The organism is Clostridium sp., assembly GCF_036639235.1.
GTDB lineage: Bacteria > Bacillota > Clostridia > Clostridiales > Caloramatoraceae > Clostridium_AB.
In genome coordinates this window covers 1-18,933 of the sequence record NZ_JAVWJB010000037.1, presented here as the reverse complement: position 1 = coordinate 18,933, position 18,933 = coordinate 1, and the positions used below count along the sequence as shown (strand labels likewise).

The 18,933-nt window shown below is 37.6% G+C and carries 17 protein-coding genes, 1 other RNA gene and 1 riboswitch; all 18 genes read right to left on the bottom strand.

The features are described from left to right. Positions 1 to 8: 8 nt before the first annotated feature. Positions 9 to 364, bottom strand: a transfer-messenger RNA (tmRNA) gene (ssrA, locus tag RR539_RS08550). 31 nt (positions 365 to 395) lie between these two features. Beyond that, positions 396 to 854: an SsrA-binding protein SmpB gene (gene smpB, locus RR539_RS08545; RefSeq protein ID WP_332473291.1), complete on the bottom strand. Its 459-nt coding sequence runs from the start codon at positions 852 to 854 to the stop codon at positions 396 to 398. A gap of 211 nt (positions 855 to 1,065) precedes the next feature. Further along, positions 1,066 to 3,216, bottom strand: coding sequence for a ribonuclease R (gene rnr, locus RR539_RS08540; protein ID WP_332500338.1), 2,151 nt, complete (start codon positions 3,214 to 3,216; stop codon positions 1,066 to 1,068). 150 nt (positions 3,217 to 3,366) lie between these two features. Continuing rightward, on the bottom strand, positions 3,367 to 3,615 hold the full coding sequence (gene secG, locus RR539_RS08535; protein WP_332473289.1) for a preprotein translocase subunit SecG: 249 nt from the start codon (positions 3,613 to 3,615) through the stop codon (positions 3,367 to 3,369). A gap of 66 nt (positions 3,616 to 3,681) precedes the next feature. Next, complete coding sequence (eno, locus tag RR539_RS08530; protein ID WP_332473288.1) at positions 3,682 to 4,977, bottom strand: phosphopyruvate hydratase; 1,296 nt, start codon at positions 4,975 to 4,977, stop codon at positions 3,682 to 3,684. Between the two features lie 16 nt (positions 4,978 to 4,993). Continuing rightward, positions 4,994 to 6,514 (bottom strand): 2,3-bisphosphoglycerate-independent phosphoglycerate mutase, encoded by a 1,521-nt coding sequence (gene gpmI / locus RR539_RS08525; protein WP_332483668.1) that lies wholly within the window; start codon positions 6,512 to 6,514, stop codon positions 4,994 to 4,996. A 12-nt stretch (positions 6,515 to 6,526) separates the two neighbouring features. Continuing rightward, positions 6,527 to 7,273 carry a triose-phosphate isomerase gene (gene tpiA / locus RR539_RS08520; protein WP_332483669.1) on the bottom strand — a complete coding sequence of 249 codons (747 nt, stop codon included), beginning with the start codon at positions 7,271 to 7,273 and terminating at the stop codon, positions 6,527 to 6,529. A 13-nt stretch (positions 7,274 to 7,286) separates the two neighbouring features. Continuing rightward, positions 7,287 to 8,480: a phosphoglycerate kinase gene (locus RR539_RS08515; RefSeq protein ID WP_332473310.1), complete on the bottom strand. Its 1,194-nt coding sequence runs from the start codon at positions 8,478 to 8,480 to the stop codon at positions 7,287 to 7,289. 69 nt (positions 8,481 to 8,549) lie between these two features. Then, a complete protein-coding gene (gene gap, locus RR539_RS08510; protein WP_332473285.1) occupies positions 8,550 to 9,560 on the bottom strand; it encodes a type I glyceraldehyde-3-phosphate dehydrogenase in 1,011 nt (336 codons plus the stop codon). Between the two features lie 357 nt (positions 9,561 to 9,917). Further along, on the bottom strand, positions 9,918 to 10,595 hold the full coding sequence (locus RR539_RS08505) for a DUF554 domain-containing protein (RefSeq protein WP_332473284.1): 678 nt from the start codon (positions 10,593 to 10,595) through the stop codon (positions 9,918 to 9,920). A gap of 130 nt (positions 10,596 to 10,725) precedes the next feature. Beyond that, complete coding sequence (gene grdD, locus RR539_RS08500; protein ID WP_332473283.1) at positions 10,726 to 11,895, bottom strand: glycine/sarcosine/betaine reductase complex component C subunit alpha; 1,170 nt, start codon at positions 11,893 to 11,895, stop codon at positions 10,726 to 10,728. A gap of 14 nt (positions 11,896 to 11,909) precedes the next feature. After that, positions 11,910 to 13,445, bottom strand: a complete 1,536-nt coding sequence (grdC, locus tag RR539_RS08495) for a glycine/sarcosine/betaine reductase complex component C subunit beta (RefSeq protein WP_332483671.1) — start codon at positions 13,443 to 13,445, stop codon at positions 11,910 to 11,912. Between the two features lie 87 nt (positions 13,446 to 13,532). After that, entirely contained in the window at positions 13,533 to 14,837 is a 1,305-nt protein-coding gene (gene grdB / locus RR539_RS08490; RefSeq protein WP_332473281.1) for a glycine reductase complex selenoprotein B, read from the bottom strand. 27 nt (positions 14,838 to 14,864) lie between these two features. Next, complete coding sequence (grdA, locus tag RR539_RS08485) at positions 14,865 to 15,338, bottom strand: glycine/sarcosine/betaine reductase complex selenoprotein A (RefSeq protein ID WP_332473280.1); 474 nt, start codon at positions 15,336 to 15,338, stop codon at positions 14,865 to 14,867. 61 nt (positions 15,339 to 15,399) lie between these two features. Next, positions 15,400 to 16,686: a glycine/sarcosine/betaine reductase component B subunit gene (locus tag RR539_RS08480; protein ID WP_332500337.1), complete on the bottom strand. Its 1,287-nt coding sequence runs from the start codon at positions 16,684 to 16,686 to the stop codon at positions 15,400 to 15,402. A gap of 60 nt (positions 16,687 to 16,746) precedes the next feature. Beyond that, on the bottom strand, positions 16,747 to 17,076 hold the full coding sequence (locus tag RR539_RS08475; protein ID WP_332473278.1) for a thioredoxin family protein: 330 nt from the start codon (positions 17,074 to 17,076) through the stop codon (positions 16,747 to 16,749). Positions 17,077 to 17,120: 44 nt separating this feature from the next. Continuing rightward, positions 17,121 to 18,044: a thioredoxin-disulfide reductase gene (trxB, locus tag RR539_RS08470; RefSeq protein WP_332483673.1), complete on the bottom strand. Its 924-nt coding sequence runs from the start codon at positions 18,042 to 18,044 to the stop codon at positions 17,121 to 17,123. Between the two features lie 13 nt (positions 18,045 to 18,057). Beyond that, positions 18,058 to 18,441: a GrdX family protein gene (locus tag RR539_RS08465; RefSeq protein ID WP_332473276.1), complete on the bottom strand. Its 384-nt coding sequence runs from the start codon at positions 18,439 to 18,441 to the stop codon at positions 18,058 to 18,060. Between the two features lie 81 nt (positions 18,442 to 18,522). Further along, positions 18,523 to 18,625: riboswitch (glycine riboswitch) on the bottom strand. Between the last annotated feature and the right edge of the window lie 308 nt (positions 18,626 to 18,933).

The following is an 18,933-nucleotide window of genomic DNA, read 5'->3' as shown; positions in this document are numbered from 1 at the left end:
GGTTTAATTGGTGGAGGCGAGGGGAATCGAACCCCTGTCCGAAAGCATAAAAACTTAAGCATCTCCGAGTGCAGTTCTTGTTTTGAGATTCCCCCTATCTAGCGCCCAAGAACAGGCTCTAGATTTCGGTAGCTTCATAAATTCCGTTCCTACCTCAAAGCTTTGGTAGGCTCGTTTCCCTACTTATTTGACACCCTGGTCCTAAGTCGTAGGCCTCCTAGGCAGGATGAGCAGCAATTAAGCTGCTAGTGCGTAATTTTCGTTTTTTGCGTTTATATTTAAACTTCCCAGTTTTTAACGAGGTTCAGGTCCTCGACTCGCTTCCTAAACCTTTATTACCCCCGTCGAATGCCTTGACGCCCCCATGTATATAAAGCAGAATATCTGCTTATAAACTAGTACTTCTCACGTAGTGAACGTTCAATGTCACGTTGTGCGTCTTTCTTAGCAATGTCTTGACGTTTGTCATAAAGCTTCTTACCCTTAGCTACTGCTATCTTAACCTTAACAAGTCCACGCACTTCATATAGTGCAAGAGGTACAAGTGTTAGGCCTTCTTGGGTAGTACACTGTTCTAGCTTTCTTATTTCACTTTTGTGAAGAAGAAGCCGTCTAACTCTTAAAGGGTCTTTGTTGAATATATTACCCTTCTCGTATGGACTTATGTGAAGATTACTTAGGAATATCTCACCATTCTTAATATATGCATAGCTATCTTTAAGATTGGCCTTACCTAGCTTAACTGACTTAACCTCAGTTCCATATAGCTCTATTCCAGCTTCATATGTCTCTTCAATAAAGTAATCATGTCTTGCTTTTCTGTTTTCAGCTAGTGTGTTACTCTTTCCCTTCATTCTATCACCTACAATCCTTACGTAGTAGTTAATTATATAGTGGAATATATTAAAAGTCAACTATATGAATTATCTACCTAACTTGTAATAGTATACCCTACTACCCTATACATTATATCATAATATTTATATAAATAGTAGTAAATATTATAGATTAAAATTCTGTAAGTAAAACTATGGGAAACTTACAAGGAAGTCTCCCATTTAAATTCTATGCCTCTACTTCTTCCTCTTCACTCTTAACATTAACAAGTGCAAAGTCAATAGTTCTAGTTTCTATATCAGCCTTAGTTACCCTAATTCTAACCTTATCACCAAGCTTATAAGTCTTCTTACTTGATTCACCGATCATCATATGACGGCTTTCGTCGTAGATGTAGTAATCATCCTCAAGGTGACTTATGTGTACAAGCCCCTCTATAGTGTTAGGCAGTTCAACGAATATACCAAAGCCTGTAACTGATGAAATAAGTCCATCGTACTCTTCACCAATTCTCTCTGACATGTATTCTGCCTTCTTAAGATCATCTGTCTCTCTTTCTGCTTCCTGTGCTACTCTTTCCATTTCACTTGACTGCTTAGATGCATCAACAACAAACTTCTTGTATCTAGCTTCCTTGTTAGTGTCTATTCTTCCATGGATAAAGTCCTTAATAATTCTATGAATTACAAGGTCAGGATAACGTCTTATAGGAGACGTAAAGTGGCAGTAATACTTAGCTGCAAGTCCATAATGCCCTGTACACTCTTCAAAATACTTAGCTTTCTTAAGTGATCTTAGTAGTAGAGTAGATACTATAGTCTCCTCACTTTTACCCTTAACCTCTTCAAGAAGCTTTTGTAGAGCCTTTGGGTGGACTTCCTTACCTGGTCTTAGGTAATACCCTAAATTATATACAAACTCACTAAATGCAAGTAACTTCTCTTCATTTGGCTTCTCATGTATTCTATATACAAATGGAGTACCACTCCAGAACATATACTCTGCAATAGTTTCATTACATACAAGCATAAACTCCTCAATCATACGATTAGCAATTTCCCTCTCATATGGCTTAATATCTATAGGGCGTCCCTCTTCATTAAGAATTATCTTACATTCTTCAAATTCAAAATCAAGTGCTCCTCTATTCTTCCTCTTCTCGTGAAGAATCTCACATAGTTCCTTCATGTTGTTAAACTCTTCAAGAAGATAATCATATCTCTTAACAAGTTCAGGGTCACCATCACGAAGAATCTTAGTAACATCTGTATAAGTCATTCTCTCACATGTCTTAATTACACTTTCGAATACCTCATGTTCTAGAACACGACCATTCTCATCTATAACCATCATGCAAGTAAGTGTTAATCTATCAACTCTTGGGTTAAGTGAACATATACCGTTACTTAGCTTACGAGGTAGCATCGGAATAACTCTATCTACTAAGTATACACTTGTAGCTCTCATATAAGCTTCCTTGTCTAGAGGGTTATTCTCACGTACATAATGTGATACGTCTGCAATATGAACCCCTAGTCTAAACTTACCACCTGAAAGCTTCTCAATACTTATAGCATCATCAAGGTCCTTAGCATCTTCTCCGTCTATTGTAACAATCTTAAGATCCCTAAGGTCTCGTCTACCTTTGTAGTCTCTCTCTGGAATCTCCTCTGGTATACCTGCTGCAAACTCCTCAACCTTACGTGGGAATTCTTCAGGTAAATTATACTTCTTAATAATAGAAATAATATCTACTCCAACATCATCCTTATGTCCTAAAATCTCAACAATCTTACCCTCAGGGCTACGTCTATTTTCAGGCCATTTAGTAACCTCACAAACTACCTTCTCGCCTGTTTTAGCACCTTTAATGCTATTCTTAGCAATAAATATATCTGTGTTAATCTTAGTGTCATCTGGAACTACAAATCCAAAATAACCACTTTTTTCGAATGTACCAACAATTCTAGTGTTAGCACGGGTTATGATTCTAACAATCTCTCCCTCTGTTCTCTTACCTGTTTCTGAAGCATCACGGACTACCTTAGCTATAACAGTATCGCCATTCATAGCTGAATTCATATTCTCAGCTGGAATAAATAAATCCTCGCTTCCCTCAATCTCAGGTATTACAAAGCCGAATCCTTTAGAATGACCTTGAAGTCTTCCCTTAATGAATCCAAGTCTTTCTGGAGATACGTACTTATCCTTTCTTGTCTTAATAATAGCGCCCTCATTTTCCATTTGGTTAAGAACCTCTAGGAACATCTCCATATCCTTCTTACCAAAATCAAAAATAATCGCTATCTCTTCTGCCTTAAGCGGCTTATATGCCTCTTCACGCATAAAAGCTAAAATCTGTTCTTTTACTTTACTCAAATTATCACCTCAAAATATAGTAAATACTATATATATTCAATCTATGTTAGTATCTATTTCTATTATTATACTTATATACTCATATTATTCCAAAAATATAAAAACTCCTATCAATAGCTTAATAACTAGAGATAGGAGTAATTCTTCAAATTATAGGTTCGCTACATATGATAGCGCTATAGTAGTTATAACAAATAATATCGCTAGGAAAATAGTAAGTTTTTGCATCTTACCTTCATATGTTCTACCCTTATTCTTCTTGAAAAAGTTGTCACCGTCTTCTGCTGGTCCCCCACCAAAAGCTGCACCTAGTCCTGCCTGCTTAGCTGGTTGTGCAAGTATTACAACTGCAAGGGCTATACAAACAAGTATATGAATAATAGTTATTGCTGTACTCAAAGTCTACACCTCCTAGCATCTAATCTCTAACATATCTATTGTAGCACAAATGAATCTAAATTCCAATTACTTCTTTAAGTTATAGAAAGCATCCATACCAGCATACTTAGCTACTGACCCTAGTTCATCTTCTATTCTAAGAAGTTGGTTGTACTTAGCAACTCTGTCTGTTCTAGCAGGAGCTCCTGTTTTGATTTGTCCTGCGTTCATAGCAACAACAAGGTCTGCTATAGTTGTATCTTCACTTTCACCTGATCTATGTGAAACTATTGATGTGTACTTAGCAGTCTTAGCAAGTTCAATAGCATCTATTGTTTCAGTAAGTGTACCAATTTGGTTAAGCTTAATAAGAATTGAGTTAGCTGTATGTGAATCAATTCCTCTTGAAAGTCTCTTAGTGTTAGTAACGAATAGATCGTCTCCAACTAACTGGATCTTTGAACCTAGCTTATCAGTAAGCATTTTCCATCCTTCCCAGTCCTCTTCATCTAGTCCGTCTTCTAGTGAGATAATTGGGTATCTATCTGCAAGGTCAGCCCAGAAGTCAACCATTTCAGCTGGTGAAAGAACTCTTCCTTCTCCCTCTAGGTGGTACTTACCATCCTTAAATAGTTCAGTTGCAGCAGCGTCGATTGCAATTTTAACCTGCTCACCTGCTACATATCCTGCTGCCTTAATAGCATCAAGAATAATAAGAATAGCTTCTTCGTTTGACTTAAGGTCTGGAGCAAATCCACCCTCATCTCCTATAGCTGTGTTGTAACCCTTAGCTGAAAGAGTCTTCTTAAGTGAATGGTATATTTCTGTACACATTCTTAGAGCTTCTCTAAAGCTTTCAGCTCCAACTGGCATAACCATAAACTCTTGAATATCAACGTTGTTATCAGCATGCTTACCACCGTTTAGTATGTTCATCATTGGAACTGGTAGAGTCTTCGCATTAACTCCTCCAATGTATTGGTATAGTGGCATTCCAAGTGACTTTGCAGCAGCTCTTGCAACAGCTAGTGACACACCAAGAATCGCGTTAGCTCCAAGCTTACCCTTATTCTCAGTTCCATCTAACCATAGAAGTGTTTCGTCAACTAGAGTTTGGTCAAATGCGTTCATTCCGATTAGCTCTTCAGCAATAATAGTGTTTACGTTATCAACAGCAGCTAAAACTCCCTTACCAAGGTATCTTTCCTTGTCACCATCTCTTAGTTCAACAGCTTCAAAAGCTCCTGTTGATGCACCTGATGGTACAATAGCGTATTCACTAGTTCCATCTGCTAGAACAACCTCAACCTCAACAGTTGGGTTAGCTCTTGAATCAAGTACTTCTCTTCCTATAACGTCTATAATTTCTACGTATCTTTTCATTGTTATTCCTCCTCGATTATCTATTAATTAGGTTCTCACCTGTAATTTCTTCTGGTATATTAAGGTCCATAGTCTTAAGTATAGTTGGAGCTATATCAGAAATCTTACCATCTTCTTTAAATGATACATCTCCCTCACCTATAACTATAAAAGGAACCTTATTAGATGTATGTGCAGTAAATGGCGCCTTAGTATCCATATCTAGCATCTTCTCTGCATTACCGTGGTCTGCTGTAATAAATACGCTACCACTTACTTTTAAAACCTTATCTACTACTTTGCCTACACACTTATCCACCATCTCAACAGCCTTAATAGCCGCTGATAGGCTTCCTGTATGACCAACCATATCAGGGTTAGCATAGTTAATTAGAATAAAGTCATATATTCCTGATTCTATTTCATTAATAACTCTTTCAGTTACCTCTTCAGCACTCATCTCTGGCTGAAGGTCATATGTTGCAACCTTAGGAGATGCTACAAGAATTCTATCCTCACCCTCCATAGGAGCCTCTACACCTCCATTAAAGAAGAATGTTACATGGGCGTACTTTTCTGTTTCTGCAATTCTAAGTTGTCTTTTTCCCATGCTGCTTAGGTATTCACCTAAAGTATTGTTAAGGTTAACCGGTTTATATGCAGTATCTAGATTCTCAAGGTTCTTATCATATTGAGTCATAGACACAAAATAAGTCTCTAAATAATCTCTTTGAAAGTTATCAAAGCTTCTTTCAGTAATAGCCCTTGTTAATTCACGTGCTCTATCAGGTCTAAAATTAAAGAAAATAACTGAATCGTAACTTTCTATCCCCTTAGCTCCCTTAATAACACATGGAACCACAAATTCATCATATACATCACTATCATATGAAGCTTTTACTGCATTAACTGCTGATTCAAATACTTCTCCAGTTAAAGTAGTCATAGCATTATATGCCTTTTCTACTCTTTCCCATCTATTGTCTCTATCCATTGCATAGTAACGTCCTGCAATAGTTGCAATTTTACCGCATCCAATAGATTTCATATTCTCCTCAAGCTTAGTTATAAAATCTAATGCACTTTGAGGTGGTACATCACGGCCATCTAGGAATGGATGTACATATACATTGTCTAGTCCATTATCCTTACATACCTTAATTAAGGCTATAAGGTGGTCTATATGACTATGAACTCCACCATCTGATAAAAGTCCTAGTAAGTGAATAGCTGAGTTATTCCTCTTAGCATAATCAATAGCCTTTAAGAAAGCTTCATTCTTAAAGAATCCTCCCTCAGCTATTTCTTTATTTATTCTAGTAAGTTCTTGGTAAACAATTCTTCCAGCACCTATATTTAGGTGTCCAACTTCTGAGTTACCCATTTGCCCCTCAGGTAATCCAACTGAAAGTCCACTAGCATTAAGGCTAGTATGAGGATAATTCTTAAAATACCCATCAATATTTGGAGTGTTTGCCATACTTACCGCATTATATTCTGTAGTTTCACTGATACCAAATCCATCAAGGATCATAAGTACCTTTGGAGATTTTTTCATAAGTTTTCCTCCTTAGAAGTTAACAATACCAGAAAAATCTTCTGCCTTAAGTGCAGCGCCACCTACAAGTGCACCATCAATATCACTTTCAGCCATTTGTTCCTTAATTGTTGAAGGCTTAACGCTTCCACCATACTGAATTCTTATGCTTTCAGCAGTAGCTTCACCATATAGTGACTTAACAGTTTCACGTACAAACTTAATTGTATCGTTAGCTTCACTACTTGTTGCTGTCTTACCTGTTCCTATTGCCCAGATTGGCTCATATGCAATAACCATGCTAGAAACCTTATCTGCATCAAGACCACTAAGTCCAGCCTTTATTTGAGACTCTATTTTAGAGTTTGTTTTACCCTCTTCTCTTTCTGAAAGAGTTTCACCTACACATAAAATAGGAATTAAATCATAGCTAAATGCAGCTACAACCTTCTTGTTAATTAAAGCATCATCTTCACCGAAGTATTCTCTTCTTTCACTATGACCTAAAATAACATATTTAACTCCCATATCACGAAGCATAACAGGTGAAATTTCCCCTGTAAATGCACCCTTTTCTTCAAAGTACATATTTTGAGCACCAACTGCTATGTTAGTTCCCTTAGTAGCTTCTACAACTGGGTAAAGTGATGTAAATGTAGGACATACTACAACCTCACAACTAGCATCCTTAACAAGTGGAATTAACCCCTTAACAAGGTCTAAACTTTCACTTACTGTGTTGTGCATTTTCCAATTTCCTGCGATTATTGACTTTCTCATATAAAGCTTCCTCCTATTTTTCAGATAGCGCAGCTATTCCAGGTAGTACCTTTCCTTCTAGGAATTCTAGTGATGCTCCACCACCTGTTGAAATATGTGACATTTTTTCAGCAAATCCTAGTTGTTCAACTGCAGCCGCTGAATCTCCACCACCTATTATAGTTGTTCCTGAAATAGTTGAAAGTACTCTAGCAACTTCCTTAGTTCCTGTTGCAAACTTCTCCATTTCGAATACACCCATAGGTCCATTCCATATAACAGTCTTAGCATCAACTAGAGCCTCTTCAAATAGCTTAATTGACTTAGGTCCTATATCAAGTCCCATGTATCCTTCTTCTATATTAACATCTGATACTGTACTTTCAGCATCAGCCTTAAATTCCTTAGCTACAATATGGTCTACTGGAAGATATACCTTAACTCCCTTAGCAGCAGCTTTTTCAAGCATTTCTCCTGCATATTCAACCTTATCTGCTTCTACTAGAGATGACCCAACAGCTATCCCCTGTGCCTTTAGGAATGTATAAGCCATTCCTCCACCGATTATTAGTCTGTCTACCTTCTCAAGTAGGTTGTTAATAACACCAATCTTATCTGAAACCTTAGCTCCACCTAGTATTGCTACAAATGGTTTTTCAGCTTTCTCAAGTGATCCACCGATAAATTCGATTTCCTTCTCAATTAGGAATCCTGCAACTGCTGGTAGGTAGTTTGCTATTCCCTCAGTTGATGAATGTGCTCTATGTGCTGTTCCAAATGCATCATTAACAAAAATATCAGCAAGTGAAGCTAATTTCTTAGCAAATTCTTGGTCATTTTTAGTTTCAGTTGCTATAAATCTAACGTTATCAAGAAGGACAACATCCCCTTCTTTCATGTTCTCAACTGCCTTAATTGCATTTTCCCCAACAACCTCAGCATCTGATGCGAATATAACATCCTTACCTAGAAGTTCACTTAGTCTATCAGCAATAACCTTTAGGCTAAACTTAGCTTCAAATCCATCCTTTGGTCTCCCAAGGTGTGACATAAGGATAACCTTAGCATTGTTATCTATAAGATATTTAATAGTATCAAGTGCTGATGCTATTCTTCTATCATCTGTAATATTTCCTTCTTTGTCCTGTGGTACGTTAAAATCACATCTAACAATAACCTTTTTTGAAGTTACATCTATATCTTTAACAGTCTTCTTGTTCATAATTATCCCCTCCAAGAATTCAAATTAAAGTCCGGCCTTATAGAGGCTCTATAAAACCGGACATCTTAACTTTAATTACATTCTATCTGCTACATAATTTACTAGGTCAACAACTCTACATGAATATCCGTACTCATTGTCATACCAAGCAATTACCTTAACCATGTTTCCACCTTGAACCATTGTTGATAGTCCATCTATAATTGAAGATCTTTCATCTCCTCTATAGTCTATTGAAACAAGTGGCTCATCTGAGAATCCAAGAATCCCCTTAAGTGGTCCATCTGCTGCTGCCTTAAGAGCTGCATTAACTTCTTCCTTAGTTGTACTCTTCTTAACTTCGAATACTATATCAGTAACTGATACTGTAGGAGTTGGAACTCTAAGTGCAAATCCATTTAGTTTTCCTTGAAGGTTTGGAAGTACCTTACCTACCGCCTTAGCAGCACCTGTTGTAGTTGGTATAATTGATTCTGTTGCTGTTCTTGCTCTTCTAAGATCCTTATGCTTGTTATCAAGGATGTTTTGGTCACTTGTGAAAGCATGGATAGTAGTCATAAGACCGCTAATAACTCCAAATTCTTCATCAATAACCTTAGCAAATGGAGCTAAACAGTTAGTTGTACATGATGCATTTGAGATAATGTGGTGACTCGCTGGATCGTAAATATCTTCATTAACTCCCATTACGATTGTTGCATCTTCATCACTTCCTGGAGCTGTAATAATAACCTTCTTAGCACCAGCTTCGATGTGCTTCATAGCTCCTTCTCTTTTTCTGAATGCTCCTGTACACTCGATTAGTATATCTACTCCAAGCTCTTTCCATGGTAAGTTTAGTGGATCTCTATCTGCTACTAGTCTAATAGTCTTTCCATTAACTACTAGGTTTCCGTCTACTGCTTCAATTGTTCCATTGAACTTTCCGTATAATGAATCATACTTTAATAGATGAACGATTGTCTCTATTGGTGCAGTGTCATTAATAGCCACTATTTCAACATTTTCGCCAAGATTCTTTTGTGCTATGTTGAATACTATTCTCCCGATTCTTCCAAGTCCATTGATTGCTACTTTAATACTCATAATTAACCCTCCTACAAGATCAATAATATATATCAATTTTTAAATATGCTACACTAATATAATCTTAAAGTATATAACATTTGTCAACTTTTTTATTTGTTGTATAACACAATTATATACGATTATCTTAGTATTTCGTAAGTGTTTTATGTATTTCTTATTTTTTCGTTATGTAAATATAGTTCTATAGTATAACTATTTACATTAAAATTAGGATTAATGTGCTACATTATTAACATAAAAATAACACCTATTTCCCCTACTAAATATAAATTAATTCTTACCTTAATATATCATTTTGAGGTGAATATTTCAATAATTTTCATCTAATCTCATGCTGTATAGCTATTTATTATATTATATAAATCCTTTTATTATGAAAAAAATCACTGGAATAATAATTGCAGGTAATAAATTAAGTGTTTTTATCTTCTTAATGCCTAGTATATTCATACCAGTTGTAATTAGTAGTATTCCCCCTATAATAGATATCTCATTAAGCATATCTGGGGTTACAAAGCCTGATATTAAATGTGCAGATAGGTATAATCCTCCCTGCCATATAAATAATATTCCTGCTGATAATATAATTCCTATACCAAAGTTTGCAGCAAATACTATAGATGTAAACCCGTCGAGCATTGCATTAGTGTAAAGAAGGGTATTATCTCCTTTAAGAGCACTTTCTATCGGTCCTAGTATGGATAGTGTTCCAACGCAAAATAGAAGTACTGTAGTAATTAGTCCCTCTAAGAATTTAGATGCCTTATACTTTTCTCCAATAGTATTTACACGTCTATCAAGGTCTATAGCCTCTCCTATATATGCACCTACTATCATACTAAATACAAATAATATGGAATAATTACTCTGTGGTATGCTTTTAGCTACCCATGCTATTCCTAAACTAAATGCAATTAGTCCTGCTGCTGTCATAATATTATTTTGATATCTTTCCTTAATACCTTTTTTAAGAATAGTACCTACTAATGTACCAACAACTATTGCTAATACATTTACTATTGTACCTGTCACTGCCCTTCCCCCTTATGTACATTTCTCTTTGTTAATTATAAACTATTTTGCTACATTAAAGTAATATCAAAGAAAAAAAGACAAATAAAAAAGGAATGAGGCGTCCCCCATTCCTTTTTAGAAATGCTAATTAAGCAATATATTCTTTTTCCTTAAGAACTTCCTTAGCCTTAGCTTCGTCTTCTTCAGCAACAAGTACTATTGGACCTGTACATCCCATTCCGCTTTCAGCGTAGATGCCAACCTTCCATAGTTCCTTAACTGAATCTTCAAGGTCAAGTATATCAACACCTGGAATTTGTCCTGTAACAACCTTCTTAGGTGGTGCTACTACTTCTTCCTCTGATGATGCTGAAGCTTTCTTGTCAGCAGCAGTAATCTTGCTACAAACATCCTTGAAACCAGCCTTATTAACAGCTGCAAATTCGTTCTTTGAAACTTCGATTATATCGTTTTGAGCACATGATGCACAGTATCTTAGTGCTTCACATATAACAGGTGCTCCTGAAGCTCTTGAAATGATGTTGATTAGTCTTCCATAACCTTCACCAATTCCAGGACCATATCCGTATCCAGTTGACTCGTAGCTTCCGCCAGTTGTAAATGAACCGAACATCTTCATAAGAATGTTACCTGTTAATGAGTCAGTAACCATAACGTCTGGAGTTCCAGTAAGAAGGTCATTTCCTCTCATTACAGCTCCACCGTCTGCTCTCATTGACTCAGTGTATGAGAAATCATATCCGTTAGCCTTTAGTTCGTTTAGTGCTCTTTCAACTTGTCTAGCACCATCAACGTTAAGAATTCCAACAGTTGGGTTCTTAATTCCTACTGACTTAGCAGCAATAATTCCGTATATAGCGTTCTTAACCATACCTTCAACTCTGTTAGTTGATGAAGTACCAGTTGTAGTAGCTATAATCATTTCTGATCCCTTAGCAGGAGTTATAACTCTACCTACAGTTGAAACACCAATAGGGAAGTTATAGTGCATAGTTACACATCCGCCAATTTCCTTTGAATCTAGAAGCTCTTCCATTACCTTGTGAGCTTCTTCTTCTGAAGCTACTTCGTATACCTTAAGAGTTGTGTCAACCTTAGGTCCGATAAGTACAACTTCAAAATCCTTGTATTTAGCTGTAGCCATTTCTGCAGCTTTTACTAGCTCGTCTACTCCGTGCTCACTTCCAAGTACAGTAAGACCAACCTTAACTCTTGATGCAAAACTTCCACTTTGAATAGCGTCAGCTATATCATTGAAAACATCACCAATTAATTTTTTTACGTTATCCTTTGACATGATATCACCCCTTCTTACTTTTGTAGTAGATAAGAAGCGAAATCCTTCATAGCCTCTCCGACCATGCTCTTAACTTCTTCTTTTGAAACTGATCCAGCAGCTTCTACTGTTCCTGGGTTCTTTTCTACGATGAATGAAACACCATCGAATAGGTTAGTCATTCTACCTAGGAATAGACTTCCCTTACCAACTACCATGAATCTTGAAATATCTCCTGAAAGAATTCTTTCTCTACCGAATCCGATAACTGGAGCTCCTGATGGAATATGTCCTTGAGTTGGAGCATATCCTACCCATCCCTTAGTTGTGAAGAAATCCTTTAGCGCAGCTTTTTCAAGTTGACCCTTCTTAACTGCAAGTGCAGCGATCATCTTGTAGTTAGCTGTTGGAACATCTCCAGCACCAGCAGGCTCAGTCATTTCTGGGTTCTGCATTTCTGGTCCGTATATGTCAATATCATTTAGTGTAAGACCTGCAGCAGCAACTGGGTTTGAAACGATCGCTTCCATTACTGCTTGTGGTGATGCACCAGCTGAAATTGTGTGTCTTCCTATAGCATCAGTTCTTATGATTGGGTTAACTCCATCATTTTCTGATACCATTATAGCAAATCCACCGATTACTTCTTCAAGAACTGGCATTCCCTTCTTAACGTGGTCCTTACCATTCATTCCAAGTTTCGCTGAAGCTCCACCTGCAACTACCATAACGTTCTTGAATATTCCTGATGATACAAGAGCTGAAGCGTAGATCATTGCGTGTGTTGGCGCAGCACAGAATCCTCTAACGTCACTTCCTGTAGCGTTCATAGTTCCACAGATTTCTCCGATTGACTTAGCGAAGTTTCCTCCACCTCTTTGGTTCATGTCTCCACATGCTTCTTCTGAACACTCGATGATGTAGTCTACTTCTTCCTTCTTGATTTCTGGGTTCTTAGCAAATAGGTTAAGTCCTGCAAGTACTCCTGAAGCCTTAACTACAAGGTTCTCACAGATGATGTGTGAAGTAAGGTTCTTATCGAACTCATGAGCTCTCTTAACACATCCAATTAGCTTACCATCTATGTATAGAGGCTCAGCATGTAAGTTGTTTACAGCATTTTCAATATCAGCAGTTTCGTAACCTTCTCCAAGCTTAACTGCGTATTCTGCTAGTAGTGGGTGAGCTTCGAACTTAGCCTTAATGTCAGCAATTACTGCCTTCTCAATTAGTACTAGGTCAAATGCGTCACATATCTTCATTAATCCGTAGAATTCTTCTTGAGGCATAACCTCTCCAAAATTACCGAATCTTGAAGCTCCTTCTATGTTCTTCTCATACCAAGGCTTTGGTAGTGCTCCTAGTTCCTCTGGTGAGTAGTTTCCGATGTAAGTCTGTGATGCTGGGTACTCAACAACATCCTTAAAAGGTCTGATGTGGTTTGGAAGTTGCTTTAGGTACTCTGAATCTGGGTTTGTTTCTCTTTCTAGAGTTTGAGTTGTTCCATTGTGGATAATCATGTCTGGAGCATTAACTAGTACGTAACTAGCTCCTTTAATAACAGGGTTCATATTTACACCTCCGAAGATATTATAACTTAAAAATAAAATGGGGGTGGGATAAACCACCCCCACTTAATTCTGGGTTAACTTAGTTAATTAAGCTTCAAAAACTGTTTGCTCAGTAACTGGAGTTTCAAGAGCCTTAAGAGCAGCTACAGTTAGCTTTCTTCTTAGAGCCTTTTCGTCTTCAGCTGAAAGCGTAGGGTTTCCTAGTGGGTATGGAATAGCTATAGTTGGAACTATTCTGTTTGCCCCTACAGTCTTTGATATTGGAACTATCGTACACATGTGAACGATTGGTAGTCCAACTCTTTCGATTTCTTTAAGCATTGTTGCACCGCAACGTGTACAAGTACCTCATGTAGAAGTCATTATAACAGCAGTTACGTTGTCAGCAAGAAGCTTCTTAGCGATGTCTTCTCCAAATGCCTTTGAACTCTTAACAGCAGTTCCGTTACCAGTTGTTGAGTAGTAGTACTCATGAAGGCTTCCGATTTCTCCGTTAGCTTCCATTTCTCTAAGAACATCAACTGGGATAACTCTATCTGAGTCATCGTTTGCGTATGTTGGGTCATATCCACCGTGAGCAGTTTCACTGTCAGCAGCAGTAAGATCCTTCATACCAGCAATGCTGTATGAACCATATTTTTGAGCGTTTGATGCTTCGATTCTGTCAGGGTTACCCTTTGGTACGATACCACCTGAAGTAACGATAGCGATTCTTGCCTTAGTTATGTCAGCAACAGGAGCTGCTGGCTCAACTCTATCGAAGTTAGGCATTTCGAATTCTGTTACGAATTCTTCACCCTTAAGCTTCTTAACAAGCATATCTACTGCTCTCTTTGATCCTCTTTCAGTTGCGAAGTAGTTAACTCTGATACCTCTTTCGATGTATCCTTCTTCAGCTGGTGATCCAATTGCTTCACCCTTAGCTAGTTTAAGAGTTAGAGCTGCCATCTTAGGAGCTGCATCTCTCATACCTGCTGCACTGTTCTTAGTTGAAATGATATATAAATCTTTCTTGAACATGTCAGCACCTGGGTTCTCAATGTACATACCAGTGATTACTGGAATTCCAAGTTCTTCTTGAACTTTCTTAGCAACAGCACCACAAGCTGTTCCGTATCTACCTGCGTTGAACGCTGGTCCTGCTACTAGAACATCTGGGTTTTGAGCCTTAATCATTTCTACGATTTCAGCTTCTGCCTTATCTTGGTTTTCAGCGAAGTATGAGTCTCCACAGATTACTGTTGAAACAACTTCTGCTTCTCCGTTGAATGCCTTGTTTAAAGCCATTCCTGGTCCTACTACACCTTCTCTTACTTCTGGTGCAATATGAGCCATTTCTTCTCCACCAATGTTAGCGAAGAATTGGTTTATATAGTGTACTACACGAATCATCTTCTAGACCCCTCCTTGTTCGGTGGATTAATCGTTAAATTTTGAGAATTGCTCTCTAACGTTCTTCATTTCTTCCTTAATTCCGTCAACATCAAGAACCATTTCCATCATTCCGCATTGCTCATCGTAAACAGCTTCGTCAAACTCAGCCTTCATTTCGTCTTCAACAACGTGGTAAACTCTTAGTCCTAGTTCTACTCCAGCTAGAGGACCAGCGAAAGTTGGGTCTCCTGCTGTTACTGTTTCAGCTGAAAGACCAGCTGATTCTGCTTCTGCTCCACCTATAATAACTACTACATTTTCTGCTCCATGTGTATCAGCAGCATCTTTAACTCTTTGTTGGATCTCCAGATCCATAGCTCCTGCAGCAGTTCAGACAAAACACTCAGTTGAAGCAAAAAGAATTTCTGCTCCTGCTGACTTAGCGCAATCTTCGATTGCTGGTCCTGGAATACCGTCTCTATCACCTATAGCGATAACTTTTCTACCTTTTAGTATCATAAGAAATACCTCCTAACAATTTATATGCTTATTTATTTTAAATCTAATTCTAATCTAAGAATTAGTAAGTTTTTGCAGTTAAGTATCCGAATCCAACTTCACTAGTAGCTCCAGTGATAACTTGGATTTCAGCTTCGATTGATCCGTCTTCTCTAAGTGATCCAGCGAATCCTCCTGATAGCATGTCAACAGCTGCAACATGTCCTATAATCTTCTTCATTGGAGGAAGTACTACGATTTGGTTAGCATTTCCACCAGTTACTACTGCATCTCCCTTTGGAGTTGAGTCAGCTAGTGATTGAGAAGCTCCGTCTCTTCCAGCGTACTCATCAGTAAGAAGTATAGTCTTGATTCCCTTTTCGCTAATCTTGTTACAGTTCATAACTAGGTCAGCATCTGGGTTTCCGAAACCTTCTTCTGAAATTACAGCAGCATCTGCTCCAAGGAATTCTACAAGCTTAGCTGTGCAGTTTGATGATCTTTCCTTATCAGCAAGGTATACGTTTTCGTTTGTGATAACACATCCTAGGAAGTTGTAATCCTTTCCGTGTCTATCGTATAGGTCAGTAATTACTGGGTGGTTCATGTGAACGTAGCTTGGGTTTTTGTCACAAGCTGATACACAGTTACCACTTACGATAGCTCCGTCAAACATTTCTGTTGGGTAAATGAATGTTGGGATTATCTTCTTAGCGTCTACTCCATATACATATGTGTCATGTAGAAGACCTTGTGATTGAAGCATGTAAACGTATACAACCTTTGGTAGGTCTGGGAATTCGTTAACTTGCTCAATTAGTGGCTTAGTTTCAAAAGTCTTAACTTCGTCTGGAGTAACTGTCTTAGCAGCCTTTCCAAGGTAAGTAGCAACCTTAAATCCAACCATTCTTACTGCTTCTTCGTGTTGGTATTGGTCAATACCTTCAGCTGGCTCACAAACCATAACAACGTTATGAGTCTTTGAGAATGGAGTGTACTTAGCTCCTTCTCCTGACATGTCTACGATACCTTCCTGGAATCCAACAACGCTACCAGTAGTAACAACTGCAGCACCCTTAAGAACGTGAGTTCTTCCTGATCCTACTGTATCAACTCCTGATATAAATCCTGGGAATACTCCCCCGTTACCTTCAACCTTAACTCTAGGCTCGATAACATCCTTTACAGGTATGATTCTTACTTCGTCTCCAGGGTGAACGATCTCAACATCAACTGATGTTAGTCTTTCGTCTCCTGATACTTCACTTAGAAGTTCTTCTTTGTTAACATAAAGAGTACCGCTTTCAACCTTAGTTTCTGAAGCGAATTGTACATCCTTTATGAATATGTTTCCTAATTCAAGGCGCAAAGCCTTCACCTCCCAAAAATTTATATAAAAGGAAAGTCCTTAAATATTTACCTACTTAAATTATAACTTTTCGTAGTATTCTTTTATCATTGCTTCGATATCAGCAACACCTGAAATCTTATCTGGAGTAAGAACTGTTTCTCTTTCTCCGTTTACGTACATGATCATAGTTGGAAGACCTAGAACTTTTTGTCCTATAGCAAGTCTTCTGTTACCTGAAGTGTTAAGGCTTGTGAACTTGATCTTATCTCCGTATGTTTCTTCTAACTTGTGTACATCTGGCATCATTTGGATGCAAACTTCACACTTGTCTCCCCAGAAATCAACGAATACTGGCTTATCACTACCTAGTACTTCTGCTTCAAAGTTGTCCTTGTTTACTTCTAACATTCTTTCTACCTCCCTGACGTTTATTAATTAACCTTTGTTTAATCTTAGTTAAACTTGTGGTTTATATATTCTTCCGCAACGATTGATGCAATAGCACCGTCAGCTGCAGCAGTAATAACTTGTCTTAGAGTCTTAACTCTAACGTCTCCAGCAGCAAATACTCCTTCAACGTTTGTTCTCATGTCTTCATCAGTTTCGATGTAACCATCCTTAAGTTCCATCTTACCTTCGAATATCTTAGTTATTGGATCTAGTCCTACGAATACGAATACTCCATTAACTTCAACTTCTGAGATTTCGCCAGTCTTACGGTTCCTACATACTAGAGCTTCTAGCATTTCGTCTCCCTTAGCTTCAAGAACTTCTGTATCCCAGATAAACTTTATCTTTGGATGAGCAAAAGCCTTCTCTTGAAGTGACTTAGCAGCTCTTAGAGCGTCTCTTCTAACAATTACAGTTACAGTTTCAGCAAACTTAGTTAGGTATAGAGCTTCAGTAATAGCTGAATCTCCTCCTCCTATGATTGCTACGTCTAGCTCCTCGAAGAAGTCAGCATCACATGTTGCACAGTATGATACACCCTTTCCTCTTAGTTCTAGTTCTCTTTCAAATCCACCAAGTCTTGGCTCAGCTCCAGTTGATATTATAACAGCCTTAGCTTGGTATTCGTTGTTCTTACACTTGATTACCTTAATATCTCCTGAGAAATCTACGTCGATAACTTCGTCCTTAACAAACTCAGTTCCGAATTCTTCAGCTTGCTTCTTCATTCTGTCTGAAATAGCTGGTCCTGTACAATCTTCGATTGAACCTGGGTAGTTTTCTAGTTCTGCAGTAGTAGTTGCTTGTCCTCCGAACTTACCCTTTTCAATTACTACGATGTCAAGCTTTGATCTTGATCCGTATAGTCCTGCTGATAGTCCTGATGGACCTCCTCCGATTACTACAATGTCATATACTTTTGACATTATGTTCACCCCTTTACTTAATAAGTGCGTTTTTGATTAGATCATAATCTATAAGACTAAAATCCTCTAGTATGCTCTCTGGCCACTCCCTAGGTGTCTTGTTTCTAATAAGTCTTGTTGCTGTTTCGATACTGTTTTCTATAAGCATAACAGAATCCATGTCAGCTGCAGCCTGAGGCTTTAAGGATATAGCTACTGATTTATATGGTGTCTCATTTGGCTTAATACTTCCCATAAGAGGGTGAGTTAAAAGTTTGTATCCTTTATGTATATAATCTCTAACTACTATCATAACGTCAAGTAATCCACCTTCTACAAACTCGATATTTTCTATTTCATCTTGTAGCCTGTCATATGCTTTGGGGTTGTTTGTTATAAGTATTGGTTTAACTATCAATTCTTTCACCTCTTGTGTGTATTTCAAAAGCCTTACATAAAAAAAGAGAATGTTTAGCCTACACTCTCAGTTTAAGAGTTCTGTCGACAAACAGTTCTTTTGCCTGAGAGTTCAATAACTACGGCTGTGTTACCTTACCCCTTCGGCGCTTCGACTATATCGAAGTCTCTCCCATTTGCTTCATCCAGACACTATGTTAATTTTTGAACAGTCTCTTTTCACCTTTATTATAAATTATAAATTAGAATTTTGCCATAGGTTTTTTGAATAGTCATAATTAACATTTCTTATAGTTATTCTTTCATATTTCTGTCTTTTTCTACTATTTTCGCTTAATTATATCATGAATAATGCTAGGAATTATTTTTATTCCGTCAAATGAATAATTCCTTACTACATTATATGGTATCTAACTTCAAGATTTTTGTAGTTTACTGTAAGATTTGTAATTTAGATTAAATATGCACACAATATAGATATGGTCTATATAGA